This is a genomic window from Alkalilacustris brevis, assembly GCF_003350345.1.
GTDB lineage: Bacteria > Pseudomonadota > Alphaproteobacteria > Rhodobacterales > Rhodobacteraceae > Alkalilacustris > Alkalilacustris brevis.
On sequence record NZ_QNVJ01000054.1, the window covers coordinates 1 to 25,426 of the forward strand.

The 25,426-nt window shown below is 65.9% G+C and carries 26 protein-coding genes; 14 read left to right on the top strand and 12 right to left on the bottom strand.

The window, feature by feature from the left end:
- The first annotated feature begins 376 nt into the window (after positions 1-376).
- Positions 377-1,762 carry a CoA transferase gene (locus tag DQ229_RS07785; RefSeq protein ID WP_114965710.1) on the top strand — a complete coding sequence of 462 codons (1,386 nt, stop codon included), beginning with the start codon at positions 377-379 and terminating at the stop codon, positions 1,760-1,762.
- A 141-nt stretch (positions 1,763-1,903) separates the two neighbouring features.
- Here the strand turns inward: DQ229_RS07785 and DQ229_RS07790 are convergent, their stop codons facing one another.
- From DQ229_RS07790 to greA, 4 genes are all read right to left on the bottom strand, one after another.
- Complete coding sequence (locus DQ229_RS07790; RefSeq protein ID WP_114965711.1) at positions 1,904-2,233, bottom strand: AzlD domain-containing protein; 330 nt, start codon at positions 2,231-2,233, stop codon at positions 1,904-1,906.
- The gene (locus tag DQ229_RS07795) at positions 2,230-2,943 is read right to left on the bottom strand and encodes an AzlC family ABC transporter permease (protein ID WP_114965712.1); all 714 of its coding nucleotides are present in this window, start codon (positions 2,941-2,943) and stop codon (positions 2,230-2,232) included. Before DQ229_RS07795 ends, DQ229_RS07790 begins: the two co-directional genes overlap by 4 nt.
- 104 nt (positions 2,944-3,047) lie before the next feature.
- Positions 3,048-4,094 (bottom strand): hypothetical protein, encoded by a 1,047-nt coding sequence (locus DQ229_RS07800; RefSeq protein WP_114965713.1) that lies wholly within the window; start codon positions 4,092-4,094, stop codon positions 3,048-3,050.
- A gap of 27 nt (positions 4,095-4,121) precedes the next feature.
- Positions 4,122-4,592, bottom strand: a complete 471-nt coding sequence (gene greA / locus DQ229_RS07805; RefSeq protein WP_162300797.1) for a transcription elongation factor GreA — start codon at positions 4,590-4,592, stop codon at positions 4,122-4,124.
- 200 nt (positions 4,593-4,792) lie between these two features.
- Here greA and DQ229_RS07810 point away from each other — a divergent pair, with 200 nt between their 5' ends.
- The 3 genes from DQ229_RS07810 (at position 4,793) to DQ229_RS07820 (ending at position 9,154) form a co-directional block, all read left to right on the top strand.
- The gene (locus DQ229_RS07810; RefSeq protein ID WP_114965714.1) at positions 4,793-6,439 is read left to right on the top strand and encodes an electron transfer flavoprotein-ubiquinone oxidoreductase; all 1,647 of its coding nucleotides are present in this window, start codon (positions 4,793-4,795) and stop codon (positions 6,437-6,439) included.
- A gap of 152 nt (positions 6,440-6,591) precedes the next feature.
- Positions 6,592-8,262, top strand: a complete 1,671-nt coding sequence (locus DQ229_RS07815; RefSeq protein ID WP_114965715.1) for a tetratricopeptide repeat protein — start codon at positions 6,592-6,594, stop codon at positions 8,260-8,262.
- Positions 8,252-9,154: a 4-(cytidine 5'-diphospho)-2-C-methyl-D-erythritol kinase gene (locus DQ229_RS07820; protein ID WP_114965716.1), complete on the top strand. Its 903-nt coding sequence runs from the start codon at positions 8,252-8,254 to the stop codon at positions 9,152-9,154. Before DQ229_RS07815 ends, DQ229_RS07820 begins: the two co-directional genes overlap by 11 nt.
- Here DQ229_RS07820 and DQ229_RS07825 read toward each other — a convergent pair.
- Positions 9,130-10,131, bottom strand: a complete 1,002-nt coding sequence (locus DQ229_RS07825; RefSeq protein ID WP_114965717.1) for a polyprenyl synthetase family protein — start codon at positions 10,129-10,131, stop codon at positions 9,130-9,132. The genes DQ229_RS07820 and DQ229_RS07825 overlap by 25 nt on opposite strands.
- 55 nt (positions 10,132-10,186) lie before the next feature.
- Between DQ229_RS07825 and DQ229_RS07830 the strand changes: the two genes are divergently transcribed.
- The 3 genes from DQ229_RS07830 to DQ229_RS07840 all read left to right on the top strand — a co-directional run bounded on the left by DQ229_RS07830 (position 10,187) and on the right by DQ229_RS07840 (position 11,454).
- Complete coding sequence (locus DQ229_RS07830) at positions 10,187-10,402, top strand: putative signal transducing protein (RefSeq protein WP_114965718.1); 216 nt, start codon at positions 10,187-10,189, stop codon at positions 10,400-10,402.
- Positions 10,395-11,168, top strand: a complete 774-nt coding sequence (locus DQ229_RS07835; RefSeq protein ID WP_114965719.1) for a tRNA1(Val) (adenine(37)-N6)-methyltransferase — start codon at positions 10,395-10,397, stop codon at positions 11,166-11,168. The genes DQ229_RS07830 and DQ229_RS07835 overlap by 8 nt, the downstream gene beginning before the upstream one ends.
- A 118-nt stretch (positions 11,169-11,286) precedes the next feature.
- Positions 11,287-11,454, top strand: coding sequence for a YdcH family protein (locus tag DQ229_RS07840; RefSeq protein ID WP_114965720.1), 168 nt, complete (start codon positions 11,287-11,289; stop codon positions 11,452-11,454).
- 58 nt (positions 11,455-11,512) lie between these two features.
- Here the strand turns inward: DQ229_RS07840 and phbB are convergent, their stop codons facing one another.
- The 4 genes from phbB to DQ229_RS07860 form a co-directional block, all read right to left on the bottom strand.
- Positions 11,513-12,235, bottom strand: a complete 723-nt coding sequence (gene phbB / locus DQ229_RS07845) for a beta-ketoacyl-ACP reductase (RefSeq protein WP_114965721.1) — start codon at positions 12,233-12,235, stop codon at positions 11,513-11,515.
- Between the two features lie 99 nt (positions 12,236-12,334).
- Entirely contained in the window at positions 12,335-13,507 is a 1,173-nt protein-coding gene (locus DQ229_RS07850; protein WP_114965722.1) for an acetyl-CoA C-acetyltransferase, read from the bottom strand.
- A gap of 126 nt (positions 13,508-13,633) precedes the next feature.
- The gene (locus tag DQ229_RS07855; RefSeq protein ID WP_338014156.1) at positions 13,634-14,512 is read right to left on the bottom strand and encodes an EAL domain-containing protein; all 879 of its coding nucleotides are present in this window, start codon (positions 14,510-14,512) and stop codon (positions 13,634-13,636) included.
- A 78-nt stretch (positions 14,513-14,590) separates the two neighbouring features.
- Entirely contained in the window at positions 14,591-15,175 is a 585-nt protein-coding gene (locus DQ229_RS07860) for a TlpA disulfide reductase family protein (RefSeq protein WP_420796858.1), read from the bottom strand.
- Between DQ229_RS07860 and argH the strand changes: the two genes are divergently transcribed.
- The 5 genes from argH to DQ229_RS07885 all read left to right on the top strand — a co-directional run bounded on the left by argH (position 15,174) and on the right by DQ229_RS07885 (position 20,994).
- Complete coding sequence (argH, locus tag DQ229_RS07865) at positions 15,174-16,565, top strand: argininosuccinate lyase (RefSeq protein ID WP_114965724.1); 1,392 nt, start codon at positions 15,174-15,176, stop codon at positions 16,563-16,565. The genes DQ229_RS07860 and argH overlap by 2 nt on opposite strands.
- Entirely contained in the window at positions 16,562-16,708 is a 147-nt protein-coding gene (locus DQ229_RS07870; protein WP_114965725.1) for an argininosuccinate lyase, read from the top strand. The genes argH and DQ229_RS07870 overlap by 4 nt, the downstream gene beginning before the upstream one ends.
- A gap of 2 nt (positions 16,709-16,710) precedes the next feature.
- Positions 16,711-17,028, top strand: coding sequence for a DUF2834 domain-containing protein (locus DQ229_RS07875; protein WP_114965726.1), 318 nt, complete (start codon positions 16,711-16,713; stop codon positions 17,026-17,028).
- A 137-nt stretch (positions 17,029-17,165) separates the two neighbouring features.
- Positions 17,166-18,431: a diaminopimelate decarboxylase gene (gene lysA / locus DQ229_RS07880; protein ID WP_114965727.1), complete on the top strand. Its 1,266-nt coding sequence runs from the start codon at positions 17,166-17,168 to the stop codon at positions 18,429-18,431.
- Between the two features lie 16 nt (positions 18,432-18,447).
- Positions 18,448-20,994 carry a TIGR02302 family protein gene (locus DQ229_RS07885; protein ID WP_420796859.1) on the top strand — a complete coding sequence of 849 codons (2,547 nt, stop codon included), beginning with the start codon at positions 18,448-18,450 and terminating at the stop codon, positions 20,992-20,994.
- Positions 20,995-21,219: 225 nt separating this feature from the next.
- Here the strand turns inward: DQ229_RS07885 and DQ229_RS07890 are convergent, their stop codons facing one another.
- The 3 genes from DQ229_RS07890 to DQ229_RS07900 all read right to left on the bottom strand — a co-directional run bounded on the left by DQ229_RS07890 (position 21,220) and on the right by DQ229_RS07900 (position 23,167).
- Positions 21,220-22,278, bottom strand: a complete 1,059-nt coding sequence (locus DQ229_RS07890; protein ID WP_114965729.1) for a quinone-dependent dihydroorotate dehydrogenase — start codon at positions 22,276-22,278, stop codon at positions 21,220-21,222.
- Positions 22,275-22,613, bottom strand: coding sequence for a DUF952 domain-containing protein (locus tag DQ229_RS07895; protein WP_114965730.1), 339 nt, complete (start codon positions 22,611-22,613; stop codon positions 22,275-22,277). Before DQ229_RS07895 ends, DQ229_RS07890 begins: the two co-directional genes overlap by 4 nt.
- A gap of 116 nt (positions 22,614-22,729) precedes the next feature.
- Positions 22,730-23,167 carry a BLUF domain-containing protein gene (locus tag DQ229_RS07900; RefSeq protein WP_162300798.1) on the bottom strand — a complete coding sequence of 146 codons (438 nt, stop codon included), beginning with the start codon at positions 23,165-23,167 and terminating at the stop codon, positions 22,730-22,732.
- A 182-nt stretch (positions 23,168-23,349) separates the two neighbouring features.
- Between DQ229_RS07900 and DQ229_RS07905 the strand changes: the two genes are divergently transcribed.
- Both DQ229_RS07905 and DQ229_RS07910 read left to right on the top strand, forming a co-directional pair.
- The gene (locus DQ229_RS07905) at positions 23,350-24,216 is read left to right on the top strand and encodes an IclR family transcriptional regulator (protein ID WP_162300799.1); all 867 of its coding nucleotides are present in this window, start codon (positions 23,350-23,352) and stop codon (positions 24,214-24,216) included.
- Between the two features lie 41 nt (positions 24,217-24,257).
- Positions 24,258-25,421, top strand: coding sequence for a zinc-dependent alcohol dehydrogenase (locus DQ229_RS07910; protein WP_114965733.1), 1,164 nt, complete (start codon positions 24,258-24,260; stop codon positions 25,419-25,421).
- Positions 25,422-25,426 lie beyond the last annotated feature (5 nt).

Sequence of the window (25,426 nt, forward strand, 5' to 3'; positions counted from 1 at the left end):
GTGACCCCTTCGCAATGAAATTGTAAAAGGTCCGGTAGCGACGGCCCCGCCAATCGGGGGGGGGCCGGTGCCGGGCTGTGCCACGGCCAACACGGCGGCCCCCCGGACTTTCGCCATATCGCTGATGGTCAAGGCGGGCTACAAGCGTCAGGTCCAGGTCGGTGCTCCGGCTTCAATTCCGGAGTGGAAGTGCATATCAAGGCATCCATGATCGCGCCCGACGAACAGCAAGGAGCAGGCCCGTGGAACAGACATGGCTTCCGGTAATCTTCTGCTGTGGCGGCGGTTCGAAGGGGAGTGTTCTGCAACCGCGCCAGCCTGCCGATAGGGCGTGCGACCTGAGGCGCGACGAGGTTTCCATACCCGGAGATGTGGCATGAGTATCGCGAACAGCCGGATCATTCTTGACGGCCTGCTCGCCGCCGCGGGGTTCGAGGATGCGCCCCTGGAGCGGCTGGAGATCATCGACGACGGCAATGCCTTGCCCACGCCCTGGCCGATCACCGCCAATGCGGTGGCGGTGCTGGCGGCTGTCGGGTTGGCCGCATCGCGGTTGCAGGAAATGCGTGGCGGCGGCCTGCTGCCGGTGCGCCTTTCGACACGTCATGCCGGTTTGGCGATGGCCAATTCCAATTACCTGACCGTTGCCGGCGCCCGGTCGAAGTTTCGCGATCCGTTTACCGGCTTTTACGAGGCCGCGAATGGCCGCTGGGTCTTTCTGCACGGCAATTTCCCGCATCTGCGCGAAGGGGTGGTGCGGCTCCTCGGGGCCAGTTCGGCCGGAGATGTCGCGGCCAGGGTGCGCAGCCGGGATGCCTTCGCGCTCGAGGCCGAGGGCATCGCGGCGGGGCTGTGCGTCGCCGCCGTGCGCACGCGCGAGGAATGGCGCGCCGAGGCCCAGCACGACGCGGTGCGCAAGCTGCCGCTGATCGAAATGACGCAGCTCGACGATACCCCGGCGCGCCGCCTCGGGGCCGGTGACAGCCCGTTGCAGGGGGTGCGGATGCTCGATCTGTCGCGGGTGATCGCCGGCCCGATGTGCGGGCGTACCATCGCCGAATGGGGTGGCGATGTGCTGCTGGTGTCGGGGCCAGGCCTGCCCAGCATCGAATCGCTGGTGATCGACACGGGTTTCGGCAAGCGGGCCGCCGAAATCGACCTGAACGATACACAGGGGCAGGCGCGGTTCGACACGCTGGTGCAGGGGGCGAATATCTTCCTCGATGCCTATCGCCCAGGATCGCTGCCCGCGCGCGGGCTTGACGCGGTGGCCCTGGCGCGGCTGCGGCCGGGGCTGGTGCATGTGGAGCTTGACGCCTTCGGACGGGCCGGGCCCTGGTCACCGAGGCGCGGTTACGACAGCCTCGTGCAGGCCACGGTCGGCATGTGCTGGGATGGTGTGAACCCGCCGCGGAACCTGCCCTGCCAGCCGCTCGATTACCTCTCGGGCTATCTGGCGGCGCTGGCGGCGATGGTCGGCCTCATTCGGCAACTCGAGGTTGGCGGTAGCCGCCACGCCCGGCTGTCGCTGACCCGCACCGCCGAATGGATGTGGGATACCCATGATCAGCTTGGCCCCGAGGCAGAGTATCCGCAGGCCCGGCCCACGGCGGACGAGCTGCGCGCGCAGGGCTTGCTGGCCACCCATGACACCGATTTCGGCCCGATCGAGGCGCTGCGCCCGCCGCTGCAACCGGCAGGCTGGACCTGGCCCCGCCCGCCGTGCCGCCTGGGGCGTCACAGTGCGGAATGGGTGGACTGAAGACTCTCGCCTGCGTTCTTGCCGCATGGCTGAGTGGCCCGGCGGTTCGCGAGGGCGCTGCATGGCTCTCATGCGGTGTCTGGTGCCGGCGCGGGGCCGCAGGTGGCCGCGGCCACCAGACAGGCTTGAGCCGGACAGCCTTCAGCCGAACAGCCAAAGCCCGATTGCCAGCGTGCCCGCACCCGACAGGATCGCGGCCAGCACGTTGCGGGTTGTCAGCCCGACCACAAGCGTCACGATCGTTGCGGCCATGCGCGGCCCGTCGGGGCTGCCCCCGGTTGCGGCGGGAAACAGCACCAGCGGTGCCGTCAACCCCGGCAGCACGGCCACCGGCGTGTAGCGCAGCAGCCTGAGCGCCCAGTCCGGCAGCTTGCGCCCGCCCACGAGCCCCAGAAAGGAAAACCGGATCAGAAAGCTGCCTATCCCCAGCAGTATGATGATGCTCCAGATATGCGGGGTCGAATAGCTCATGCCGCGCGCCTCCGGGCCATCAGGTGCTCGACCCAGGCGCCCACGGCCATCGCGCAGCCAGCGGCCAGCAGAAGCCCCAGGTTATAGGGCAGGAACGCCAGCCCCAGCGCCAGCACAACCGAGGTGATCGCCGCCGCCACATGGGCCGCGGTGCGCAGCATCGGCGCGATGATCGCCAGAAAGGTGATCGGCACCGCGAAATCCAGCCCCAGCCCGGACGGAAACGAGGCCCCCAGGACCGCGCCCGCCCAGGTGGCCAGATACCAGGGAAAGCATACCGGCGTGATCGAGCCGAAAAAGAACGCGGTCTTGGCCGCGATAGACATGTCGGGGCGGTTTTCGAACTCGATGGCGCTGACGCCATAGGACTGATCGACCAGAAAGTAGGCCATGAAGCCACGAGTCCAGAATGGCGCGCTACCCAGGTGCGGGGCCATGGCCGCCGAATACATCGCCATGCGCAGGTTGACCGCCAGCGCGGTGGCGAGGATCACCAGCGTGGGCGCGTTCTCGGTCATCAGCTGAACGGCGGCCAGTTGCGCGGCACCGGCAATGACCAGCACCGAGAATCCCATCACCTCGGCGATGTTAAAGCCGGCTTCGGTGGCGATCACGCCGAACACCATGCCGAAGGGCACGATCACCAGCAGAAAGGGTGCGCCCGCACGAAACCCGTTCCAATAGGCTGCCCTGGTGCTGATCTGGTCCATGTCGATTTTTCCGCTGTGGGTCCATCCGGCTTAGGCAAGGCGTGAGGTAAGCGCAATCGTCACGCAGCCGCTTGCGCAGGGCGACGTCGCGTCAAGGCGGGCAATCAATCGAAGATGCCGGTGACACGCCCCAACAGCATGAAGGCACGCGCCGAGCGGGTATCGGCCAGCCGGGCAAGCTCCAGGTCGCTGGCGTTCGCTTCGAATTCCTCGAGCATCTGGTCGAACTGGCGCAGGAAATGATGCGCCGCGTCGCGAAACACCGTGTCTTCGCGCATCCGTGCGGCCGCGAGCGCAAGGCACGAGCGGTCGCGTACCCCGCCCAGGCCAGCCACCTCGCCGCCGCGCGCGCCCTGGGCAAAGCGGCGCCACAGTTCGGGGCGGGCACGGTCGGGCTTGAGGTCGTCCATATAGATGCCGTCTTCGCTCAGCAGCGTCAGCACATCCTGCGCGGCCCGGATAAGCCGGGCGGCGCGCGGGTCTTCCAGTGCCAGCCGGAGCGCGCGGAAGCCGGCCTTGTCTTCCGGCGTTTCGGGAAAGTTGAGCGCGCGCAGGAAATCGGTCAGGGAAACCGGAGTGCGCAGATCCTCGGTTGGTGTGCCCAGGGCGAGCGCGGGCTGCGCCTCGGCCGCTTCCGGCTCGGGTGGCAGGGCGAGTGCCGTCTTGTGGTCGGCCGATGGCACCACCTGGGCCTGGTCGCGCCGGGTGGCAAAGGTCGCGATCGCGGATTCTGTCTTGCGCTGGGCGGCGGCGAGTTCTTCGAGCTTGCGTTCGACGGCAGGGCTGAGTTCCTGCCGCACGCCCTGGTTCTGGGCGATATATGCGTTGCGCATTGCGTCTATGGCCGCTTGCAGCCGCGCGGCCTCTTCGCGCATCTCGCGGGCCGTGCGCGCGGTCGTCGCCGCAATCCAGATCAGTGCGATGGGCAGAAACACCGCCAGCAGCGTCAGGACCAGCGTGACGATCCCGGCCATGCCGCCCCCGCCCTCGGGCGCGGGGGGCGCCAGCAGAAAATACAGCCCGACTGCCAAAAGCCACATAACCGCCAGCCCGATCGCAACCATGTCGGTGCCCCGCAGCCCGCGCCCACCGCCATGATCGCCCGGCAGCGGCGCGGTGGGTGCACTGGATGGATGGGGCGCTTTTGACATCTGTCAACTTCCCGGTGGATGGCGGGGTCAGCGGTATTCGATGTTGACGACTTCGTAGCTGCGCTCACCGCGCGGGGTGCGCACCTCGATACTGTCGCCTTCGTCTTTGCCGATCAGGGCGCGCGCCAACGGCGCCTTGATGTTCAACAGGCCCTGTTCGATATTCGCCTCGACCTCGCCGACAATCTTGTAGGTGTGTTTTTCCTCGGTTTCCTCGTCAATGATGGTGACGGTCGCGCCGAACTTGATCGAGCCGGACATCCGCGCCGGGTCGATCACCTCGGCCCGGCCGATGATTGATTCGAGTTCACGAATCCGGCCTTCGATGAAGCTCTGCTTCTCACGGGCGGCGTGATATTCGGCATTTTCCGAAAGGTCGCCATGTTCACGCGCTTCGGCGATGGCCCGGATAATGCCGGGGCGCTGCACTGACTTGAGCTCGCGCAGTTCATCGTCGATTGCGTTGAACCCTTCGCGGGTCATCGGGATTTTTTCCATCGTTTCTCATAACCGAAAGAGGCCCGAGGCCTGAGCCAGGGGCCGGTTGCAGATTCCAGACTTACCAGACACAAGCCCCGGCACGATTGCAAGAGGCAGCCTAATCTGCCTGCCTCTCAATTGACCCGGTGGCCTGCTTCTGTCTAGTTGTGCAGCGACCCGCGCGAGATCAAGACGGCGGCCCAGCCAGGAGGAGAAGCATGACCACAACCGAGCGCGAAGCGATGGAATACGATGTGGTGATCGTCGGCGCAGGTCCGGCGGGCCTGTCGGCGGCGATCCGGCTGAAACAGCTTGATGCCGATCTGTCGGTGGTGGTGCTGGAAAAGGGCTCGGAAGTGGGCGCGCATATCCTGTCGGGCGCGGTGCTCGACCCGGCGGGCTTGGATGCGCTTCTGCCCGACTGGCGCGAGCGTGGCGCGCCGGTGACGGTGCCGGTGCGGCGCGACAATTTCCATTTGCTGGGGCAGGGCGGCGACATCCGCATCCCCAACTGGCCGATGCCGCCGCTGATGAGCAATCACGGCTGCTATATCGTCAGCATGGGCAATGTCTGCCGCTGGATGGCCGAACAGGCCGAGGCGCTGGGCGTCGAGGTGTTTGTCGGCATGGCCTGCTCGGAACTGGTCTGGGGCGAGGACGGGTGCGTCAAGGGCGCGGTCGCGGGCGAATTCGGCCGCAACCCCGATGGCGCGCCGGGCCCGAATTACGAGCCGGGGATGGAACTGCACGGCAAGTATGTCTTCCTGTCCGAAGGGGTGCGCGGCTCGCTGTCGAAACAGGTGATGGAGCGTTTCGCGCTGTCGGATGGCAAATGCCCGCAGAAATTCGGCCTCGGGATGAAGGAAATCTGGGAAATCGACCCCGACAAGCACTTTGAGGGCACCGTCACCCACACCATGGGCTGGCCGCTGGGCAAGAACGCGGGCGGCGGGTCGTTCATCTATCACCTTGAGAACAATCAGGTTTATGTGGGTTTCGTGGTGCATCTGAACTACGAGAACCCGCATCTTTACCCCTACATGGAATTCCAGCGCTTCAAGCATCACCCGATGGTGGCCGAACTGCTGAAGGGCGGCAAGCGCGTGGCTTACGGCGCGCGGGCGATTTCGGAAGGCGGCTGGCAGTCGATCCCCAAGGTCGTATTCCCCGGCGGCGCGCTGCTGGGCTGCTCGGCGGGGCTGGTCAACGTGCCGCGCATCAAGGGCAACCATAATGCCATGCTGTCGGGCATTGCCGCGGCTGAGGCCGCGCATGAGGCTATCGCGGCCGGTCGCGCGGGCGACGAACTGGCCGCCTATGAAACCGCGCTGCGCGACGGTCCTGTCGGGCGCGACCTGCGCCGCGTGCGTAACGTCAAGCCGATGTGGTCGCGCTGGGGGATGCTGCCCTCGCTGGCGCTGGGCGGGTTGGACATGTGGACCAACAGCATCGGCTTTTCGCTGTTCGGCACGCTGCGCCACGGCAAGTCCGACGCTGCCGCCACCGGAGAGGCGGCGAAATTCCAGCCGATCGACTACCCCAAACCCGACGGCAAGCTCAGCTTCGACCGGCTGACCAATGTGGCGTTTTCCTTCACCAATCACGAGGAAAGCCAGCCCTGCCACCTGACGCTGAATGACCCCTCCGTGCCGATCGCGCAGAACCTGCCGAAATACGATGAACCTGCGCAACGCTACTGCCCGGCGGGTGTCTATGAGGTGGTGGAGAAAGACGGCAAGCCGGAATTCGTCATCAATTTCCAGAACTGCGTGCATTGCAAGACCTGCGACATCAAGGATCCGGCGCAGAATATCGAATGGCGAACACCGCAGGGCGGAGACGGGCCGAACTATCCCAACATGTAACAATCGCACGAGGCGCGCCGCTTTGCCGGTATTGCGGACGTTGCTTGCATTGCCTTGGCCGGGCGCGGGCACTAGTCTTGGTGCATTGCACAGCGAAAGGCCCTGATGTGACCCGTTTTCGCCGCCTCGGTCTGTCCTTGCTTGCCTCGGCCATGATCGCGCCCCTGCCGGCCCTTGGCGACGAGGGCGGCGTTTCGGGGGCCTATCTTGCTGCGCGGCAGGCGCTGATTTCCAATGATTACACTGCCGCCGCGCCTTACCTCGATCTTGTTCTGGCCCATGAGCCGGAAAATGCCTTTCTGACCGAAGGTGCATTGCAGGCGCATCTGGGATTGGGCAATCTGGAGCGCGCGGCCGAACTGGCCGAGGCGCTTGCCGCGATGGGCATCGAAAGTCAGGCTGGCCGCCTTGTGCTGACAGCCGAAGCACTGGCACAGAGTGCCTACGACGAGGCGCTTGACCTTCTCGAGGACGAGGCGCTTTCCGGCCCGCTGGTTGCCGGGCTTCTGAATGCGTGGATCCACCTGGGCGAAGGGCGCATGTCCGACACCCTGGCGGGGCTGGATGCGCTGACCGAAACGCCCGGAATGCAGGCTTTTGCGCTGTATCACAATGCGCTGGCGTTGGCTTATGCGGGCGATTTCGAAGGGGCCGAGCATATCCTTTCGGGCGAGGCTGCCGGCACGTTGCGCGTGGGCCGCCGAGGGGTGGTTGCCCGTTTGCAGGTGCTCGCCCAACTCGGCAATTTTGATGAGGCGCTTGAATTTCTCGGTCAGGCCTTCGGCACCGGGCTGACACCGGATGTTCAGGAGTTGCGTGCGGCGCTGGAAGCGGGGGAAGCTATTCCGTTCGACATCGTGACATCGCCACAGGATGGCATGGCCGAGGTCTATTACGATGTAGCGCAAACCCTTCAGGGCGAGGCATCGCCGGACTACACGCTGATTTACGCCCGTCTCGCGCTTCATCTGCGGCCCGGACATGCTGATGCCATGTTGCTGGTCGCGCAGCTTCTGGAAGCGATGGAGCAGTATGATCTGGCTGTCGAAGCCTATCGGAAGGTGCCGGAAGATCACCCTTCGCAATATCGTGCCGCGCTGGGCAAGGCCGAGGCGCTTTACCGGGCCGGGCAGGTCGAGACGGCGCTCGATGTATTGCGCCCGCTGGCCGAGCGCCACGAGGACTTGCCGAGCATTCAGGTCACCCTGGGCGACATATTGCGCCGCGAAAGCCTGTTTGACGAGGCTTCGCAAGCCTATGACCGGGCCATTGCCCTTCTGGGCGAGCCAGAGCCGCGGCACTGGCCGGTCTATTACTCCCGCGCGATCACCCATGAACGCGAAAGCCGCTGGGAGCTGGCCGAGCCGGATTTCCGCAAGGCGCTCGACCTCAACCCCGATCAGCCGCATGTGCTGAATTATTTGGGGTATTCGCTGGTCGAGCGGGGCGAGAACCTGGAAGAGGCGCTTGAGATGATTGAGCGCGCCGTCGAGGGCGAGCCGGAAAGCGGCTACATCATCGACTCGCTGGCCTGGGCGCTGTTCCGCCTCGGGCGCTATGAGGAGGCCGTGGAGCCGATGGAGCGCGCGGTCGAACTGTTGCCACGCGACGCGATCCTCAACGATCATCTGGGCGATGTGTACTGGGCTGTGGGCCGCAAGCTCGAGGCGCGTTTCCAGTGGCGCCGCGCGCTGTCTTTCGGCCCGGCTGACGATCTGGACATGGACCGCATCCGCCGCAAGCTGGAGGTCGGGCTGGACGAGGTGTTGGTTGAGGAAGGGGCCGAGCCATTGCACAGTGACGTTCGCGCGCATGGAAACTGAGGCCTTCGCCCCGGCCAAGCTGAACCTGACGCTGCATGTCACCGGCCGCCGGGACGATGGCTATCATCTGCTCGACAGTCTGGTGGCATTTGCCCGGATCGGCGACACCGTGCGGGCACGCGCCGCCCCGGACCTGAGCTTGCATGTCACGGGCCCGCGCGCCGCCGGGCTGCCGGCGGGCGACGATAATCTGGTGATGCGGGCGGCGCGGTTTCTTGCGGAAAAGTCGGGAGAGGGGCCCCCGGGGCAAGGCGCCGCGCTGACATTGGAAAAGCATCTGCCACCGGCGTCCGGTCTGGGCGGCGGGTCGGGCGATGCGGCCGCGGCCCTGCGGGCGCTGGCCCGGCTGTGGGGTGTGGCCCTGCCGGCCCCCGAGCGTGTTCTGCCGCTTGGCGCCGATGTGCCGGTCTGCCTGGCGGCCTGCCCGGCGCGGATGACGGGCATCGGCGGCACGCTTGGCCCGGTGCCGCCCTTGCCCGAAGTCTGGGTGCTGCTGGTTAACCCCGGCGTCGAGGTGCCGACGCCCATGGTGTTTGCCGCCCTGCAATGCCGCCGGAATCCCGCCATGCCGGCCCGCTTGCCCCGATGGCGCGATGCCGCCGACCTGGCCGGGTGGCTACGGACGATGCGCAATGATCTTGAGACCCCGGCCCGCAGGCTGTTTCCGGTGATCGACGAGGTGCTTTTGGCGCTGGGCGCCAGCCCGGGCTGCCTGATGGCGCGCATGTCCGGGTCGGGGGCAAGCTGCTTCGGCCTCTATGCGGATCAGGCTGCCGCGCGCGCCGCGCAACAGCGCATACGCGCCGCGCAACCGGGCTGGTGGGTGGACGCCGGCGCGTTGCTGCGGGCAGCGCCTGCGCCTGACGGTCAGCTGACGCGCACCACCACGTAATCGGCCAGATCCGCCAGAATGTCGCGCAGCGGATGCCCGGGCAGGGCCTCGATGGCATTGCGGGCGCGCCGCGCCCAGGCCACCGCGTCCTTGCGGGTGTCCTCCAGCGCGTCATGGCGGTTGAGCAGGTCGATCGCGTGCTCGAGATCACCCTCGCGCTGCTCGCCCTTTTCGATGACGCGCGCCCAGAAGGCGCGTTCTTCGGCATCGGCGCGGGCGACAGCCTTGATGACCGGCAAGGTCAGCTTGCGTTCGCGGAAGTCATCGCCGACATTCTTTCCCAGCGCTTCGCCGGCGCCGCTGTAATCGAGGTAATCATCGACGATCTGGAAGCTTACCCCCAGCGCATCGCCATACTCGGCCAGCGCGGCGCAATGGGTATCGGGCGCGCCGGCGACTACGCCGCCGACCTCGCAAGCGGCCGAAAACAGCGCCGCGGTCTTTCCGCGGATGACACGCAGGTAGATATCCTCGTCGGTGCGCAGATCCTGCGCGGCGGTCAGTTGCAGCACTTCGCCCTCGGCGATTCGCGCGGCGGCGTCCGAGAGGATATCGAGCACCCGCATGGAGCCGGTGCCAACCATCAGCTGGAACGAGCGCGCGAACAGGTAATCGCCCACCAACACCGAAGATTTGTTGTCCCACAGCCGGTTGGCCGTGGGTCGCCCGCGCCGCCGGGCGCTTTCATCGACCACATCGTCATGCAGGAGCGTGGCGGTATGGATGAACTCGACAGTCGCCGCGAGCGCGATGTGGTGCGGCCCGTCATGCCCGCACATCCGCGCGGCCGCGAGGGTCATCAGCGGCCGCAGTCGTTTGCCGCCCGCACCGACGAGATGCGTTGAAATCTCCGCGATGCGCGGCGCGTGCTCCGAGGCCATGCGCGCGCGGATCAGCGCGTCCACGGCATCCATGTCGCAGGAAAGCCACCTGCGAAGCGCCTTCGGCGGGGACTGGTCTGTGGTATCGATCCCCATCACACCGCTGTCACCTGTCTCGACAAAACCTGTCGTCTACTTTTTACTGCGGGCCATGAAGGAGCTTCTTCGAACCACCGATCCAACGCTGATACCCTTCGCCACGGCCCTCCTTGATGGTGAGGGTATAGAGACATTCGCCATGGACGTCCATATGAGCACACTCGAAGGATCAATCGGCATTTTACCGCAGCGCCTGATGGTGCGCCGCGAGGATCATTTCAGGGCCAGGGCGATCCTGCGCGATAACAACATCGGTCTCGATGGCTGAGGCAGAGGGCTTCGCGCCCGAGGCGCTGACCGAGGATTTCTTTCTCGGGGGCAGGGTTTCGGCTCTGCAACCGCGCGATGGGTATCGTGCCGCGACCGACCCGGTGCTGATGGCAGCCGCCGTTCCCGCACGCGCGGGCGAAAGCGTGTTGGAACTGGGCTGCGGCGCGGGGGTCGCGAGCCTGTGCCTTGCAGCACGGGTGCCGGGGGTGCGGCTTGCCGGGGTCGAGCTGCAACCGGCTTATGCGGAACTGGCGCGCCGCAACGCCGCGCGTAACGAAACCGGGCTAGAGGTATTCGAGGCCGACATATCCGCGCTGCCCGTAGACCTCAGGGCGCGCAGTTTCGATCACGTGATGTTCAACCCGCCCTGGTATTCGCCGGACGCACCGCGCGCGCGCGATGGCGGGCGGGCCATCGCCCTGCAAGAGGCGACACCGCTTGCGGCCTGGGTCGAGGTGGCGCTGCGCCGTTTGCGCCCGGGCGGGTACCTGACGGTGATCCAGCTTGCGCACCGGCTGCCTGCCCTGCTCGCGCCGCTCTCGGGCCGTGCAGGCATCACTGTCCTCCCGCTATTGCCCAGGCAGGGGCGGCCGGCCAAGCGCATTGTCTTGCAGGCGCGCAAGGGCGGGCGTTCGGCGTTCAGGCTGCTTGCGCCGCTGGTCATCCATGCGGCGCCCAGACACACCCGGGACGGCGAGGACCTGACAGGGGAAACTGCCGCGATCCTGCGCGACGGGAAAGCCCTTTTGCTGAGGGACGATTGAGGCTTTGGCAACATCTTGCCTGCGACAATGAATCCAGTGCCAGGATGATTGTCCCGCGTGACAGGAATCACCATCTGTGGTGCAATGAGGTTGTTTCACCCAGGAGAGGAGACCGACCATGACCATGAGTTCGCACCTGCAGGAACTCCGCCGCAAGCACAGCGCCCTCGCGGAAAAGGTCGAGGCGGCTCAGCGCAGCCCCAGCGCTGACGAACTCGCTATAGGCGAGATGAAAAAGCAGAAGCTGCGACTCAAGGAAGAGATCGAGCGCCTCTCGCAAAACTGACGAATTTCATTATCGGCGCGCTGCCCGGCCCGCAGGTCAGGCAACGCGCCCTTAAGCCTCAGGCGAGGTACTGGCCACCATTGGCCGAAAGTGTCGCGCCGGTGATGAAGCCTGCATCATCCGATGCCAGGAACACCACGCAACGGGCGATTTCTGCAGGCTCGCCCAGGCGGCCAACGGGGATCTGACCGATGATCGCCTCGCGCACCTTTTCGGGCACCGCCATGACCATATCGGTTGCGATGTAACCGGGGCAGACCGCGTTGACGGTGATACCCGCGCGGGCGCCTTCCTGTGCAAGGGTTTTCGTCAGCCCAAGATCCCCTGCTTTCGAGGCGGCGTAGTTGGCCTGGCCGAACTGGCCCTTCTGCCCGTTGATCGAGCTGATGTTGACCACCCGGCCGAATTTGCGCTCGCGCATACCGGGCCAGATCGGGTGGGTCATGTTGAAGATGCCGGTGAGGTTGGTGTCGATCACCGCGTTCCATTGTTCCCGTGTCATCTTGTGAAACGGTGCGTCGCGGGTGATGCCGGCATTGTTGACCAGAACGTCTACCGGGCCGAGATCGGCCTCGACGCGGGCAACTCCTTCGGCGCAGGCATCGTAATCGGCAACCGACCATTTGTAGGCGGGAATGCCGGTTTCATCCGAAAACGCCTTGGCGGCCTCGTCGTTGCCTGCGTAATTGGCCGCAACCTTGTAACCCGCGGTCTTGAGGGCCTTGGAAATCTCGGCCCCGATCCCGCGTGATCCGCCAGTAACGAGTGCGACTCTTGCCATGATTCCTCCGATGGATTTGGTGTGCTTGTAATCTTGGCTACCGAAAAGACGAACCGCGCGCAAGAATATTGCGCGCGGGTATCAATTTTGTCGTGATCTTTACCGCTCCAGGCACATGGCGACGCCCATGCCGCCCCCGATGCACAGCGTGGCGAGGCCCTTCTTGGCGCCGCGGCGCTGCATCTCGAACAGCAGCGTGTTGAGTACCCGGCAGCCGCTTGCGCCGATCGGGTGGCCGATGGCGATGGCGCCACCATTGACGTTCACGATCTCGGGGTTCCAGCCCATGTCCTTGTTCACCGCACAAGCCTGCGCGGCGAAGGCTTCGTTGGCCTCGACAAGGTCAAGATCGCCAACCTTCCAGCCCGCCTTTTCCAGTGCCTTGCGGCTGGCGTTCACTGGTCCGACCCCCATGATCGCAGGGTCCAGGCCCGCCGTGGCGTAGGAGGCGATCCGTGCCAGCGGGGTGAGGCCGCGTTTCTCGGCCTCTTCGGCGCTCATCAGAAGCACGGCGGCGGCGCCGTCATTGATGCCGCTGGCGTTGGCCGCAGTGACGGTTCCATCCTTGGTGAAGGCAGGGCGCAGCTTTTGCATCGTTTCGATCGTGGCGCCGTGGCGGATGTATTCATCCTGGTCCACCACCGTTTCGCCCTTGCGGGTCTTGACGGTGAAAGGCGCGATCTCGTCAGCGAACTTGCCGGCCTTTTGCGCGGCCTCGGCCTTGTTCTGGCTGTCCAGGGCGAACGCGTCCTGCTGTTCGCGGCTGATCTGCCATTTCTCGGCGACGTTCTCGGCGGTCTGGCCCATGTGATAGCCATTGAAGGCGTCCCACAGACCGTCGCGGATCATGCTGTCGATGAACTTCACATCGCCCATCTTGTGACCGGCGCGCAGATGCGCGACGTGGTTGCTGAGGCTCATGTTTTCCTGCCCGCCGGCAGCGACGACCGCGGCATCGCCCAGCTGGATGTGCTGCGCGCCCAGCGCCACGGCCCGCAGGCCCGAGCCGCAGACCTGGTTGATGCCCCAGGCCGCCGATTCGACAGGCAGACCGGCGTTGACATGCGCCTGGCGCGCTGGGTTCATGCCCTGCCCAGCGGTGAGCACCTGGCCCAGGATGGTTTCCGATACCTCGCCCTTGTCGATCCCGGCGCGGGCGACCACCGCCTCGAGCACCGCCGCGCCAAGATCATGCGCCGGCGTGTTGGCAAAACTGCCATTGAAGCTGCCGACGGCCGTGCGGGCTGCCGAAACGATAACCACATTTGTCATGCCAGATCCTCCACCTTGCCAGTTGCGTATGCGGCAGCGCAGAAATCGCTGCCTCCGCTCCTGACTGGTCTAAGTGGTTTTGGACCGTTTTTCAACGAAACACTTGGCAGGGCTGCAGTGCAGCATTCACCACTTGAGCGCGCCGGTCGCCGACTGGAATGCCATGGCCGGGGGGTGTGTGACCGGCGCACCGAAATGATACCCCTGAAGGCAGGCAAAGCCCATCTGCGCCAGGCGGCCGGCGTCGGCTGCGTTCTCGACCGATTCGGCGATGGCGAGCATCTCGAACTGACGCGCCACGGCCAGCAGGGCGCCGGTCAGCACCTGGTTGTCCGCATCACTGCTGATGCCGCGGATGAACTGCCCGTCCACCTTGGCAATATCGAAATAGAAATCGCGCAGAAGCCGTAGTGAGACCGCCCCGGCCCCGAAATCATCGATCACGAAGCTGACCCCACGGGGTTGCAGCTTGCGCATGAAGCCGGCCAGAAGCTCGGGCATCTGCATTGCGGAAGGTTCGGAAATCTCGAGCACGAGCCTTTCGCCCAGGCCCTGGTCGGCCAGAAGCCCGCGGCGCAGGGTGTCGACCCAGCGCGCATAGCCGACGGAGCGCGCCGACATGTTGATCGAAAGCCGCAGCTGCGGATGTTGTTTCAGCAGCCGCAGCCCTTCGCGCAGGGCCAGACAGTCCAGGATGCGACCCAGTTCGTGCTGTTCGACGGCGCCCATGAAGTCGCGCGCGGGGATGATCCGGCCGTGCGGATCAAGCACCCGCAAAAGCCCCTCGTGAAACACCACCTCATGGGGGCGTTCGGCGCGCACCACCGGCTGAAAGGCCAGCAGCACACGCCCCTTTTGCACCGCGTGACGCACCAGAGCGAGAACCTCGCGATCCCGCGCCGAAATGGCGGCGTCCAGCGGGCTTTCGGCACCCGACAATGCGGCAGGGTCAAGCCCCGCCGACAGGGCATGCCGCATCGTGTCGCTGATGGTGCTGGCCGGCATTTCACCCTCCTGCGGCGTGGTCACTTTCCGTGATAGCGCCGCAGCTGTTAACAGCCGGTCAATGCGTGGATTGCGCGCTCAGCCGCCGTCGATCAGCGCCGTCAGGATCGCGATGGCCGAGTCGCTGTCCCATTCCGCGTCGCCGGTCAGGCGCGCGATCTCCTGGCCATCGGGGGCGATGATCACGGTCACCGGCAGCCCCAGCACGGCCATGCCCCTTGAAAGCGCCTGTGTCGGGTCGCGCAGGATCGGCAGGTGCTGCAGATCGGTCTCGGCGAAGAAACGTTCGATCGCGGGGACAGGGTTGCGGCCCGTGGCCACGGGCACCACGGCGAAGCGCTCGCTGCCAAGCGCCTGTTCCAGCCGGTCGAGCGAGGGCATCTCGTGGCGACACGGCGCGCACCAGGTAGCCCAGAAATTCAGCAGCACCCATTGGCCGTGCCAGTCGCTCAGGCGGTGCTCGCCGTCATTCGCATCGGTCACGACCACGTCGGGCACTTCGCGCGGCGCGGAATGGAAGGCAAGCTTGCGCATGTCGCCTTCGCGCAGCGCCTCGACGGCGCTGAAATCACCGGCAGCGGCCGTGTTTGCAGTAACCGCGAGGGCCAAGTATAGGACAGCGAGGCACAGGCGGCGACGGGCTGCGGCGAAAGGTGAAGACATGACCGGGACGACCTCCAACACGATGTGGGGCGGGCGATTTGCCGAGGGGCCGGACGCGATCATGGAGGCGATCAATGCCTCGATCGGGTTCGACAAACGGCTTTACGCCCAGGACATTCAGGGCTCACTTGCCCATGCCGAGATGCTGGCGGCAACGGGCATCATATCGGATAGCGACTCGCGCGCGATCCGTGAAGGGCTTGTCACGGTGTTGTCAGAACTCGATGCCGGGAACTTCACTTTCTCGACGGCGCTCGAGGACATTCACATGAATGTCGAGGCCCGCCTCAAGGAGGTCGTGGGCGAGCCCGCGGGCCGGCTGCACACGGCGCGGTCACGCAATGACCAGGTGGCCACGGATTTCCGGCTTTGGGTGCGCGATCAGGCCGACGCGGCGATTGCCGGGCTTGAGGCCTTGCAGCGCGCGCTGCTGGCGCAGGCCGAGGCCGGGGCCGACTGGGTGATGCCGGGCTTCACCCATCTGCAGACCGCGCAGCCGGTGACCTGGGGCCATCACATGATGGCCTATGTCGAGATGTTCGGCCGCGATGTGGGCCGGTTTCGCGATGCGCGGGCGCGGTTGAACGAATCGCCCCTGGGGGCTGCGGCGCTGGCGGGCACGTCCTTTCCGATCGACCGCGAGATGACCGCCCGCGCGCTGGGCTTCGACGCGCCTTGCGCCAATTCGCTCGATGCCGTCAGCGACCGCGATTTCGCGCTGGAGTTCCTGGCCGCGGCCTCGATCACGGCAGTGCATCTGAGCCGGCTGTCCGAGGAACTGGTGATCTGGTCTTCGGCGCAGTTTCGTTTTGTCACCATGTCGGACCGGTTCTCGACCGGTTCGTCGATCATGCCGCAAAAGAAGAACCCCGACGCCGCCGAATTGCTGCGCGCCAAGATCGGCCGCATCCTGGGCGCGATGGTGGCGCTGTTCACGGTGATGAAGGGGCTGCCGCTGGCCTATTCAAAGGACATGCAGGAAGACAAGGAACAGGTCTTTGACGCCGCCGACACGCTGATGCTGGGGCTGGCGGCGATGGAAGGCATGATCAGCGACCTGAGCGCCAATCGTGATGCGCTCGAGGCGGCGGCCAGCGCGGGGTTTTCCACCGCCACGGACCTGGCCGACTGGCTTGTGCGCGCGCTGGGCCTACCTTTCCGCGAGGCGCACCATGTGACCGGAGCGCTTGTCAAACGCGCCGAAGAGCGCAAGGTGGATCTGCCCGAGTTGACGCTTGCCGAGATGCAGGCCGTGCATCCGGGCATCACGCAGGAGGTGTTCGACGTGCTTGGGGTGCATAATTCGGTGTCGAGCCGCACCAGCTATGGCGGAACCGCGCCAGCGCAGGTGCGCGCCCAGATCGCGCGCTGGAAGGAGCGGCTGGGATGAGCCGCGCCTGGCTCGTTCTGGCGGTGGCGGCGCTGCTGGCGGCCTGTGGCGTGGATGGCCCGCCACAGGCCCTGGCGCCCGAGGAGCGTCCGGGCGTCACCGTCGGCGGCGACCTGCGGCTTGGCGTGGGCGGGAGGATTTAGCAATGTCGCCCTTGCGCATGCTTTATCTGGCGCTGGCGATCTGGGGTGCGGTGCATCCGATGTACTGGTTCGTGACCTGGTTTCGCGAAAACGGATTCTCGCTGGCGGGGATGCTGGAAGCCTGGCACGTCAACGCGGCCACCACCGGGCTGGTCTGGGATCTGACCGTGGCGGCGGTTGCGCTGACAGTCTGGGTCATTGCCGAAACCCTGGTGCGCAAGAACTGGATCGCGCTGCTGGCGATACCGGCGACTTTCGGGATCGGGGTTTCCTGCGGTTTGCCGCTTTATCTGTTCTTGCGCAGCCGCGCGGTGCGGTGAGAAAGGGCGGCGGTGGTGCGCCGGTGTTGCAGTGAGGTGCCGGTTGCACCTGCGGGAGCCTCCGGCGGGGATATTTTTGCCAAGAAGATGGGCGCGGGCGCCAGGTTTGGTGCGGGCCCTGGCCAGAGTGGGGACGGATGGATCATTTCATTTATCGTGGTGGCGCGCTTCATGCCGAGGATGTGCCGCTGACCGAGATCGCGGCGCAGGTCGGCACGCCGTTCTATTGCTATTCGACCGCCACGCTCGAGCGGCATTTCCGGTTGTTCGAGGAGGCGCTTTCGCCGCTGCCGCATCTGGTCTGCTACTCGGTGAAATCGAACAGCAATCTTGCGATCCTGAAGACATTGGCGGCGCTGGGCGCGGGCATGGATGTGGTTTCGGGCGGGGAATACAGGCGCGCCCGTGCAGCCGGGGTGCCGGGCGAGCGGATCGTTTTTTCCGGGGTTGGCAAGACGCGCGAGGAAATGTGCCTGGCGTTGGAGGGCGGCATCCGGCAGTTCAACGTGGAAAGCGTGCCCGAGATGCAGGCGCTGTCGCAGGTGGCGCAGGCGATGGGGGTGGTGGCGCCGATGACGCTGCGCGTGAATCCCGATGTTGATGCGCGCACCCATGAAAAGATCGCCACCGGCCGGCGCGAGGACAAGTTCGGCGTGCCGATCGAGCGCGCGCGCGAGATCTATGCCGAGGCCGCGCGCCTGCCGGGGCTGCGCGTTGTCGGCGTGGATGTTCATATTGGCAGCCAGCTGACCGAGCTGGCGCCGTTCGAGGCCGCGTTTTCCAAGGTCGCCGAACTGACGCGCGCGCTGCGTGCCGACGGCCACACGATCGAACGGCTCGATCTGGGCGGCGGGCTGGGGATACCCTATGCGGCCTCCAACGAGGTGCCGCCCCTGCCCACCGAATATGGCACGATGATCAAGCGCGTGCTGGGCGATCTGGGCTGCGAGATCGAGATCGAGCCGGGGCGGCTGATTTCGGGCAATGCCGGGGTGCTGGTGGCGTCGGTCATTTATGTGAAGGAGGGCGAGGGACGGAAGTTTCTCATCCTCGATGCGGCGATGAACGATCTGGTCCGTCCGGCGATGTACAATGCGTGGCATGATATCGTGCCGATCGCCGAGCCTGCGCCGGGGGCCGTGCGGGATGTTTTCGACGTGGTCGGCCCGGTGTGCGAAACCGGCGACACATTCGCTCGTGGCCGTCCGCTGGCGCCGCTGGCCGAGGGCGATCTGGTCGCCTTCCGCTCGGCCGGGGCTTACGGGGCGGTGATGGCCTCGGAATACAACACGCGGCCGCTGGTGCCCGAGGTTCTGGTCAAGGGCGATCACTTCGCCGTAATCCGGGCACGCCCGACCTTTGACGAAATCCTTGCGCGCGATACCATCCCACCGTGGGTTTAGGCGCATTCCGCGCCCGATGGCCCGGAACGGGAGCATGAGCGAGACCGACGAAAACATCCAGGCTGCGCACGCCCAGTTGAAATGGCCGCTCAGGTTGACCTGGGCGGGCCTTTTTGCCGAGCGCTTTACGCGGGCGTTCTGGCCGGTCTGGTCGCTGGTCTTTCTGCTGGTGGCAGTCCTGGCCTTCGGCTTGCTCGACACGGCGCCGCTGGAGTTGATCTGGAGTGGCACGGTCCTTTGGGTGCTGGCAGTGTTCGGGTTTTTGCTGGCGGGGCTTTGGCGTTTTCGCTGGCCGCGCCGGGCCGAGGCGATGCGGCGGCTCGATCAGACGCTGCCGGGGCAGCCGCTGGCGGCGCTGGCCGATCAGCAGGCGATCGGCGCGGGTGATATGGAATCCGTCGATGTCTGGCGGGTGCATCTGCAGCGGATGGCCGCCCGCGCGAGTGCCGCGCGGCCTGTCGCGCCCGATTTGCGGCTGGCGCGGCGCGACCCGTTTGCGCTGCGTTATGTGGCGCTGCTGGCCTTCGTGCTGGCGATGGCTTTCGGCTCGGCCGAGCGGCTGGGCGACATGCAGTCCATGACGCCGGCGCCGATGCGATTCGATGCTCAGGCGGCGGGCATCTCCTGGGAGGCCTGGATCCAGCCGCCGGCCTATACCGGGCGGCCCAGCCTTTACCTGAACGAAGTGGATCGCCCCGCGCTCGAGGTGCCTGCCGGAAGCCGCGCGACGGTTCGCCTGTATGGCCAGTCGGGGGTGCTGACGCTGGCCGAGTCGGTCACTGGTGACGACGATCTTGTCGAAGATCCGGCGGCGCCCTCTCACGAGCTTGAGATCACCCGCGCGGGCCGGATCGCCATTCAGGGGCCGGGGGGGCGCAGCTGGGAGTTGAGCGTGCTGTCGGATGCCCCGCCCACGGTGCGGCTGGCCGGCGAGATGACGCGCGAGGCGCGCGGCGTGATGAACCAGCGCTTCGAGGCCAGCGACGATTATGGCGTGGTGTCGGGCAGTGCCGAGATCCGGCTTGATCTGGCTGCGGTGGAGCGCCGCTACGGGCTGGCGCCCGAACCCGAGGCGCGAGCGCCCATCGAGGTGGACCTGCCCATGCCGGTGGCGGGCGCGCGCGACGATTTTGCCGAGGTATTGATCGAGGATTTCTCGCAGCACCCCTGGGCCAACATGCCGGTCACCATCCAGCTTACGGTCAAGGATGCGCGCGATCAGGCCGGGCAGAGCGCCCCGCGCGAGGCGGTGCTGCCGGGGCGCCGTTTCTTTGATCCGATGGCGGCGGCGATCGTCGAGATGCGGCGCGATCTGATGTGGAACCGCGAGTCTGCGCCACGCGTGGCGCAGGTGTTGCGTGCGGTCAGCCACCGCCCCGACGAGGGGTTTCGCAACGAGCGCGCCTATCTGCAGTTGCGTGTGGCGCTGCGCCAGCTGGAGGCCGAGATGCAAGGCGGCCTGTCGGAGGCCGCGCGTGACGAGGTCGCCGGGGCCCTTTGGGAGATCGCGCTGCTTGTCGAGGAGGGCGATCTGGCCGATGCGCTGGAACGGTTGCGGCGCGCGCAGGAGCGGCTGGCCGAAGCGATGCGCAATGGCGCCGACCCGAGCGAGATTGCCGAGTTGATGGACGAGTTGCGCGAGGCCATGCGTGATTACATGCGCCAGTTGGCCGAGCAGGGCGGCGGAGAGGAGCAGGACTTTGCCGAGGGTGAGCGCATGGAAATCACCGGCGATCAGCTTCAGGCCCTGATGGATCGTATTCAGGAACTCATGGAAGAAGGCCGCATGGCCGAGGCGATGGAGTTGCTTGAGCAGCTCAACGCCATGATGGAGAACATGCAGGTCACGCAAGGCGAGGGCGGTGCGGGCGGCGGCCCCGGCCAGCAATCGTTGGAGGGGCTGGGCGACACGCTGCGCGACCAGCAGGAACTGTCGGATGACACATTCCGCGACTTGCAGGAGCGTTTTGGTGACATGGCGCCGGGGCAACCCCCGATGGGCGAGCAGCCCGGCGGCGAGCAGGGCGAGGGCGACGGCGCGGGCGAAGGCAGCGCCACCCCTGGCACGGGCAGCCTGACCGAGCGCCAGCAGGCCCTGCGCGAGCAGTTGCGCGGGCTTGAAGATCAGCCCCTGCCCGGTGAGGGCACAGATTCCGGTGATGCCGCGCGCGAGGCGCTCGATGAGGCCGGCCGCGCGATGGAACGGGCCGAGGATGCGTTGCGCGAAGGTGACGGTGCCGCTGCGCTCGACCGGCAGTCGGAAGCGATAGAGGCGCTGCGCGAGGGATTGCGCAACATGGGCGAGGCGATCGCGCAGGAACAGGGTCAGCCAGGTTCGGAAGGTTCGGCCCAGGCGGGTGACATGGGCGAGCAGAATCGCGACCCGCTGGGGCGCGAGGCCGGGCGGCTGGGCCGTATCGGCACCGACGACAGCATGTTGCAGGATGGCGAATTGCAGGATCGCGCGCGTGAAATTCTCGATGAAATCCGTCGCCGGTCGGGCGACCAGACGCGCCCCGAGATCGAGCTGGATTACCTGCGCCGGCTGCTTGAGCGTTTCTGAGAGCCCGTTCCAAGACGCAATTAACGATCCCGGCTTCCTGCAAGAAGGCGGGTGATGCGGGTGCTTGAGCCCGTCGCGCCACATGGCTGGCAGCCCTTGGTTGACCCCCAAATACAGGAACATGGCCCGCGCCATGCGGAGCAAACCTCAACCCATGGAGCCGTCGTCTGAGAAAACCTGCGAAAGATTCCGGGCATTACCGACCTTGCAGGTGCGGCGTGCCGTTCAAAGCCAGGCGTCGCGGCCTGTGCCCACGGCCTCGGCCACCGTGGCGAAACCGGCGCGCGCCAGTGCCGCGTCCAGCCCGCGGTTGATCTGCCCGACCAGCGACAGCCCCTGAAACACCAGTGCTGAATAGACTTGCACCGCCGATGCGCCGGCGCGGATCTTCTCATAGGCCTGTTCGGGCGATGTGATGCCGCCGACGCCGATCAGCGGCATCCGCCCGTCCAGCAGTTTCGACAGTTGCGCCAGAACGCGGGTCGACATCTCATAGAGCGGCGCGCCCGAAAGCCCGCCGGCCTCATGGGCGTGGCGGCTTTTCAGCCCGTCGCGCGCAAGGGTGGTGTTGGTGGCGATGATTCCGTCGATGCCTGTCTCAAGGGCGACTTCGGCAATCTCGGCCAGTTCGTCGGGGGAGAGGTCGGGCGCGATCTTGAGGAACACGGGCACCGGTGCGGGCAGCCCGGCCCGCACCTCCAGCACCCCGGCCAGCAGCCCCGTGAGCGCCGCGCGCCCCTGCAGGTCACGCAGTTTCTCGGTGTTCGGCGAGGAAACATTGACGGTCGCGAAATCCACATGCGGGCCGCAGCGTTCAAGAACGCGGGCGAAATCGGCGGCGCGGTCCTCGCTGGTCTTGTTGGCGCCCAGATTGATGCCGATGATCTGGCCGCGGGGCCGCCGGGCCAGCCGGGCGGCGGCGGCCTCTGCGCCCGCATTGTTGAAGCCGAAGCGGTTGATGACGCCCCTGTCTTCGTTCAGCCGGAAAAGCCGGGGCCGGGGGTTGCCCGGCTGCGGCAGCGGCGTCACCGCGCCCACCTCGACAAAGCCGAACCCCGCGCGTGCCAGCCCGTCCAGCGCCACGGCGTCCTTGTCGAACCCGGCTGCAAGCCCGGTGGGGTTGGGCAGATCGAGCCCCGCCACCCGCGTGCGCAGCCGGTCCGAGATCACGGGTGCCTGGCGCGGGGCCAGCCCCAGCCGCAGCGCCTGCAAGGCAAGCCCATGCGCCCGCTCGGGATCGCAGCGGTGCAGCAGCGCCAGCCCGGCGCGTTCAACGAGGCTCATAGCACCCCCTCGGGAAAGATATGGCCCGAAGCGCCCAGCGGCAGCGATTTGTCCCAGACCACATCGGCGCGAATCAGCGGGCGATAGAGATGCGGGAAAAGCTGCCCGCCACGCGAGGGCTCCCAGCGCAGGGCCTCGCCCAGGGCGTCGCTGTCAACCGCGACAAGCACCAGGTTGCTTTCGGCCGCGAAATGCTTTGCCGCAGTTTCCATGACCTGTTCGGCGGTGGAGAGATGGATATAGCCATCCGCCAGATCGACTGGCGCACCAAGGGTTCTGCCCGCGGTGTCAAAGGCCTCCCATTCGGCCCGGCGGAAAATCTTGTAGATCAACATGGGCCAAGGTGATGCCCCGAGCCGCGCAGCGGGTCAATGGTGAAGGTGTGCCGCGCAGCGGGTCAAGGGCGAAAGCAGGCCGCCCGCCGGTTTCGCCGCGTCCACTCGGCCGATGTTCAGGCGTCCTTCCAGAAATCCAGCAGGAACTCGCAGCCGCCGCTGATCGTGTCGCGCTGGCAGCGATCGAGGAAATGCGCCTCGCCCAGGTCCTTGAACACGGGGTATTTCGCAAGGCTTTCGGCCGGGGCGTTCTTGAAGGCCATCGACCAGTCGGGAAAGTCGCGCTCTTCCTTGGTGCCCTTTTCGATCACGACCTTGGTGTGGTGGCGGGGGTCGTCGAAGATGCGTTGGCGCAGCTCCTCCAGATCTTCGGCATTGCCCTCCAGAAGCTGCATGAAGCTGCCTGCCGACCCGTCGCGCCGGGGTGCATAGAGCAGGATTCCAGAGATGCGCTTCTCGTTGTTCCGGCGGCTGGCGGCAAGAATCTCTTCGAGATCGGCATCGGTCAGCCCGGCGCGCGCCTGGCTGACATAAAGAAGGTAATCTACCGGCACTAGCGGCTCCTGCGGTTTGAGAACGGGTTTCCCCGAGGCTGACGGGAAGGATAGGCGCCGCACGCTGGGCGTCAACGGGTTAATATTTCACAATATGAAAAAGGATTACAGCATTATGAATTTGAATTGACAGTATTTCGGCCATCGCACATCGTTGCCCGCAAGAGCTAAGGAATGGAATCGTGCGGCAACCAGCAGAACAGACCCGCCAGGCTGCGAGCCGGAATGCCGGCCTGCCCGAGGAGGAGATCGCGATGGAAACTGTTGCGAAGGCTCCTGCGGTTCGGCGTATCCAGTCGGTCGACCGTGCGCTCACGATCATGGAGATACTGGCCGGGCGCAACGCGCCGATGGGGCTGAACGACCTTGCGGCGGCGGCGGGGCTGAATGTCTCGACCTGCCATCATCTTGTTTCGACGCTGGTCGAACGCGGCTATGTGCTGCATGCCGGGCGCAGCCGGGGCTACATGCTCAGCTTCAAGCTGGCCGATCTGGCCGAGGCTGCCAGCCACAATTTCGACATCGTCAACATCGTGCAGACCGATCTGCAGGAGCTGAACGAAAACCTGCGCGAAAGCGTGCAGATGGCCACGATCAATGGCACCAACCTGATCACGCAGCTTCGCTTTGGCTCGCACATGCCCACCCATGTGGAGGCTGACGAGGTCAAGAAGATGCGCGCCGCCCATGCCACGGCAACGGGCAAGGCGATCCTGGCCTGGCTGCCCGAATCGGAGATGTTGCGCATCGTCTCGGAAAACGGCCTGACGCCTTTCACCGACAGCACGATCACCTCGCTTTCGGGGCTGATCGAGGATCTGCGTCTGGTGCGGCGCACCGGCTACGCGGTCGACGAGGAAGAACTGGAAAAGAATGTCATCTGCTACGGCGCCGCGCTGCGCGACGGCACAGGCGCGGTGATCGGCTCGGTCAGCGTGTCGATCCCCAAAAGCAGGGCAAGCAAACAGTACCGCGCCCATATCGCGCGGTCAGTGGTGAAATGCGCGCGCACGATCTCGGATCGGCTGCGCGTGGCGCATTTCAAGTAACGCCGCCCCAGGCGGCACCGAAACCCAGGAGGAGGACACCAATGGCGATGCCAAGCAATGTGAAGACAAACCCGGATTTCCCGGTGCCCGAGAAGATGAAGGCCTGGGTGCTGGGCGACCCCGGCAAGCTTTCGATGTCCGAAAAGCCGGTGCCGGCGCCGAGCAGGGCCGAGGTGCTGGTGCGTATCGATGCCGTGGCGATCTGCGCGACCGACCTGGAAATCATCTATCACGGCCCGCCCGCGATGATCGAAGGCGGCGACCCCCACAACAAGAACTTCACGCCGGGCCATGAATACATGGGCACCGTCGTCGCGTTGGGGCCGGGTGTTGACGAATACAACATCGGCGACCGCGTCACCGTCGAGATTCACGCCGGCTGTGGCCAGTGCAAGCGCTGCCGCATGGGCATGTACACCTCGTGCCACAACTACGGCAAGAACTACGGCGACGTGGACAAGGGCCATCGCGCCAACGGCTTCACCACCGATGGCGGTTTTGCCGAATATGCGGTGAACAACATCAACACGCTGATCCATGTCGATGATTCCATGAGCGACGAGGAGGCGACGCTGGTCGTCACCGCCGGCACCTCGATGTATGGGCTGACCGAACTCGGCGGCCTGGTTGCAGGCGAAAGCGTCGTGGTTTCCGGCCCCGGCCCGATCGGGCTGCTGGGTGCGGCGGTGGCCAAGGCGCTGGGCGCCTATCCGGTGATCCTGACCGGCACCCGCGACAACCGCCTGGAAATCGGCAAGCAGCTGGGCGCCGACCATGTGGTCAACGTGCGCAACGAAGACGCGGTCGAGGCCGTGCGCAAGCTGACCGGCGGCAAGGGTGTCGATTATGTCGTCGAATGCTCGGGCGCGCCCAATGCGGTGAACGAAGCGGCGCAGATGCTCAACCGGGGCGGCAAGATCTGCCTTGCGGCCTTCCCCGGCGAGGCGGTTCCGGTCGATGTGGCCCATCTCGTGCGCAACAACATCTACCTTTTCGGCATCCGCGGCGAGGGCAAGAGCGCCACGCACCGGGCCGAGGCCTTCATGCGTGAAAAGCGTTTCGACGCCACGCTGATCCACACCCACACCTTCGACATGGAGGATCTGCCCGAGGCGATCCGTTACGCCAAAGACCGGGTGGAAGATGCCATCAAGGTGGTCGTGCGCAACAAGCACGCCGCGAAGAAGGCGATTGCGGCTGAGTGAAGAGG

Excerpts from the sequence above, each read along its gene's own strand:
- DQ229_RS07785 (WP_114965710.1), top strand. The coding sequence starts at position 377 with ATGAGTATCGCGAACAGCCGGATCATTCTTGACGGCCTGCTCGCCGCC.
- DQ229_RS07790 (WP_114965711.1), bottom strand. The coding sequence starts at position 2,233 with ATGAGCTATTCGACCCCGCATATCTGGAGCATCATCATACTGCTGGGG.
- DQ229_RS07795 (WP_114965712.1), bottom strand. The coding sequence starts at position 2,943 with ATGGACCAGATCAGCACCAGGGCAGCCTATTGGAACGGGTTTCGTGCG.
- DQ229_RS07800 (WP_114965713.1), bottom strand. The coding sequence starts at position 4,094 with ATGTCAAAAGCGCCCCATCCATCCAGTGCACCCACCGCGCCGCTGCCG.
- greA (WP_162300797.1), bottom strand. The coding sequence starts at position 4,592 with ATGGAAAAAATCCCGATGACCCGCGAAGGGTTCAACGCAATCGACGAT.
- DQ229_RS07810 (WP_114965714.1), top strand. The coding sequence starts at position 4,793 with ATGACCACAACCGAGCGCGAAGCGATGGAATACGATGTGGTGATCGTC.
- DQ229_RS07815 (WP_114965715.1), top strand. The coding sequence starts at position 6,592 with ATGATCGCGCCCCTGCCGGCCCTTGGCGACGAGGGCGGCGTTTCGGGG.
- DQ229_RS07820 (WP_114965716.1), top strand. The coding sequence starts at position 8,252 with ATGGAAACTGAGGCCTTCGCCCCGGCCAAGCTGAACCTGACGCTGCAT.
- DQ229_RS07825 (WP_114965717.1), bottom strand. The coding sequence starts at position 10,131 with ATGGGGATCGATACCACAGACCAGTCCCCGCCGAAGGCGCTTCGCAGG.
- DQ229_RS07830 (WP_114965718.1), top strand. The coding sequence starts at position 10,187 with ATGAAGGAGCTTCTTCGAACCACCGATCCAACGCTGATACCCTTCGCC.
- DQ229_RS07835 (WP_114965719.1), top strand. The coding sequence starts at position 10,395 with ATGGCTGAGGCAGAGGGCTTCGCGCCCGAGGCGCTGACCGAGGATTTC.
- DQ229_RS07840 (WP_114965720.1), top strand. The coding sequence starts at position 11,287 with ATGACCATGAGTTCGCACCTGCAGGAACTCCGCCGCAAGCACAGCGCC.
- phbB (WP_114965721.1), bottom strand. The coding sequence starts at position 12,235 with ATGGCAAGAGTCGCACTCGTTACTGGCGGATCACGCGGGATCGGGGCC.
- DQ229_RS07850 (WP_114965722.1), bottom strand. The coding sequence starts at position 13,507 with ATGACAAATGTGGTTATCGTTTCGGCAGCCCGCACGGCCGTCGGCAGC.
- DQ229_RS07855 (WP_338014156.1), bottom strand. The coding sequence starts at position 14,512 with ATGCCGGCCAGCACCATCAGCGACACGATGCGGCATGCCCTGTCGGCG.
- argH (WP_114965724.1), top strand. The coding sequence starts at position 15,174 with ATGACCGGGACGACCTCCAACACGATGTGGGGCGGGCGATTTGCCGAG.
- DQ229_RS07860 (WP_420796858.1), bottom strand. The coding sequence starts at position 15,175 with ATGTCTTCACCTTTCGCCGCAGCCCGTCGCCGCCTGTGCCTCGCTGTC.
- DQ229_RS07870 (WP_114965725.1), top strand. The coding sequence starts at position 16,562 with ATGAGCCGCGCCTGGCTCGTTCTGGCGGTGGCGGCGCTGCTGGCGGCC.
- DQ229_RS07875 (WP_114965726.1), top strand. The coding sequence starts at position 16,711 with ATGTCGCCCTTGCGCATGCTTTATCTGGCGCTGGCGATCTGGGGTGCG.
- lysA (WP_114965727.1), top strand. The coding sequence starts at position 17,166 with ATGGATCATTTCATTTATCGTGGTGGCGCGCTTCATGCCGAGGATGTG.
- DQ229_RS07885 (WP_420796859.1), top strand. The coding sequence starts at position 18,448 with ATGGCCCGGAACGGGAGCATGAGCGAGACCGACGAAAACATCCAGGCT.
- DQ229_RS07890 (WP_114965729.1), bottom strand. The coding sequence starts at position 22,278 with ATGAGCCTCGTTGAACGCGCCGGGCTGGCGCTGCTGCACCGCTGCGAT.
- DQ229_RS07895 (WP_114965730.1), bottom strand. The coding sequence starts at position 22,613 with ATGTTGATCTACAAGATTTTCCGCCGGGCCGAATGGGAGGCCTTTGAC.
- DQ229_RS07910 (WP_114965733.1), top strand. The coding sequence starts at position 24,258 with ATGGCGATGCCAAGCAATGTGAAGACAAACCCGGATTTCCCGGTGCCC.